We start from the raw sequence: 1894 nt of genomic DNA on the forward strand, positions 1-1894 counted from the left end.
AACGGCGGACTGTTAATCCGTATGTCGCAAGTTCAAGTCTTGCAAGGGGAGCCAATTAAAAAAAGCCGCATCATTGATGCGGCTTTTTTGCATCTAAAGATCATAACTTCTCAATACAACTACCCTCACATTTCAAATATCATATTCAATTCAAAAACCAACCGTTTTTATATCCATCCAAAGCTACAAATCTTCGCCACTTAACTCCCTTCAAAATCGTCCAACAACAAACGACACATTCACGTAAGAGTCACTCATAGTACGTTACTACTCATTTTATTATTGAGAAGATCGGCTGAACAAATCAATGCTAAGCCTAGAGATGACAAAGCTAAATAACAAATCAAATAAGCGCTAGAAAAACTCTGTAAGGCGCTTCAATCCAAATGATACACAAGTCACTCTTTATCAAAACTATCCACTACAATAGCGCCCATAGAGGCTGGCATTGAAATAACAATCACTCTTTTGATCGATACAACTGGGTCACTCAACAGAGGTAATTTGTCCAAGCAAGTCAGTACCAAAGCAACGACCAATGCCGTCATAACATAAGCAATAACTATTCTGAAAATAAACACCGGCAACCGTGCAACAACATCTTTTTGAAAGACACTCTCATACGTATAGAAGCCTAAGAACACCGCAGACAGTAAAAATAACAGCAATAGATTAGCGGTAGGTAAAGTCTCCCCTAACTTCCAAGCCTCTTCAGAAAAAGAAATTGGCACGGCCAAAGCAAAAGATCCCACAAAGATCTGGCTCGCATCTTCAAAGTTAAAACTCAATTTCATAGTTCGACCCACTAGGTTTAAGGCTTTATCTATTTCTTAAAATAATCACAAAACTATCCGCCGATGGCTTGAGGGATTTTCTTCCTACCAAGTAAACAGTAATGACCTTTCTAATTTCATATTAGTCGCAATAGCCAAAACATAGCTTGAACTAACCAGCAAGAAATCAATATGCTCAGAGTAAAGTGGTCAACACAACAGATTCATGTCGAGTCAACAAACACATCAGAGTCGAGAGAGACCGGTAAACATCCCCTAAGGACCTACACTTAGAACCAGAGAATCTCAATCCGGTTGGGTGATCAATACAATTAATAGTGGTTTAAGCTTAATGCATTAAGTCGACTCATTAAGGGCTATAGTGTTCTTAGCAGAAACATCCATGATGGATTCCTAATTACACATCAGAACTACCCTCTAGATTCATAGATAGAACAGAAATCAGGTTTCGTAGACGAAGGGCTGTTAGCTAATACTTGAACTTGATAAAGCAAACATCCACAAACGCAGGGCACGTAGGATGAGTTGTAAGGCTTATAGAGCCACAGGTATTGAAATGGACATGCTGATTAGAACAGTCTCATGAACCTAACTTACAACGTCGTATAGCTCGAGTGTTTAAGCACTCAGCCGCGTTTGAAGTCATGCTAGTGCCAACTCACAACTGGAGTCAGAAATGATGTCACCCTAATCGTAGGGTTTGGGTTTGGGTAACACGTAGGCTACAGGAAAGTCTTTTGTGCAGTTATTCGACTGACGTGCGAAGCACTATGATTTAGATGCAAAAAAGCCTCGTTATTTCTAGCGAGGCTTCTTATAAGTAATGGAGTGACTGGGGTCGTAGCCGACCGGAACTCCTTGGTCAAAGACCAAATTATCAACACCCAGAAACGGCGAAAGCCTAGTCGTAAGACTAGGCTTTCTAATAAGTGGCGGAGTGGACGGGACTCGAACCCGCGACCCCCGGCGTGACAGGCCGGTATTCTAACCAACTGAACTACCACTCCGCAGTGTCTATTCAGCTTAAAGCAATTTGAGCCTGACAATGTCCTACTCTCACATGGGGAAGCCCCACACTACCATCGGCGCTATTGTGTTTC

At 41.6% G+C, this 1894-nt stretch carries 2 protein-coding genes and 1 tRNA gene; 1 reads left to right on the plus strand and 2 read right to left on the minus strand.

Annotated elements, in window-relative coordinates; translation table 11 throughout:
• A partial coding sequence (locus ACED45_RS23950) for a hypothetical protein (protein ID WP_210437802.1) occupies positions 1-204 on the plus strand: 204 nt, incomplete at its 5' end.
• 194 nt (positions 205-398) lie between these two features.
• Here ACED45_RS23950 and ACED45_RS23955 read toward each other — a convergent pair.
• Entirely contained in the window at positions 399-794 is a 396-nt protein-coding gene (locus ACED45_RS23955; protein ID WP_017060180.1) for a DUF2391 family protein, read from the minus strand.
• Positions 795-1724: 930 nt separating this feature from the next.
• Positions 1725-1801, minus strand: a tRNA-Asp gene (locus ACED45_RS23960).
• Positions 1802-1894 lie beyond the last annotated feature (93 nt).

It is taken from the genome of Vibrio crassostreae, assembly GCF_041439375.1.
GTDB classification, from domain to species: Bacteria; Pseudomonadota; Gammaproteobacteria; order Enterobacterales; family Vibrionaceae; genus Vibrio; species Vibrio crassostreae_D.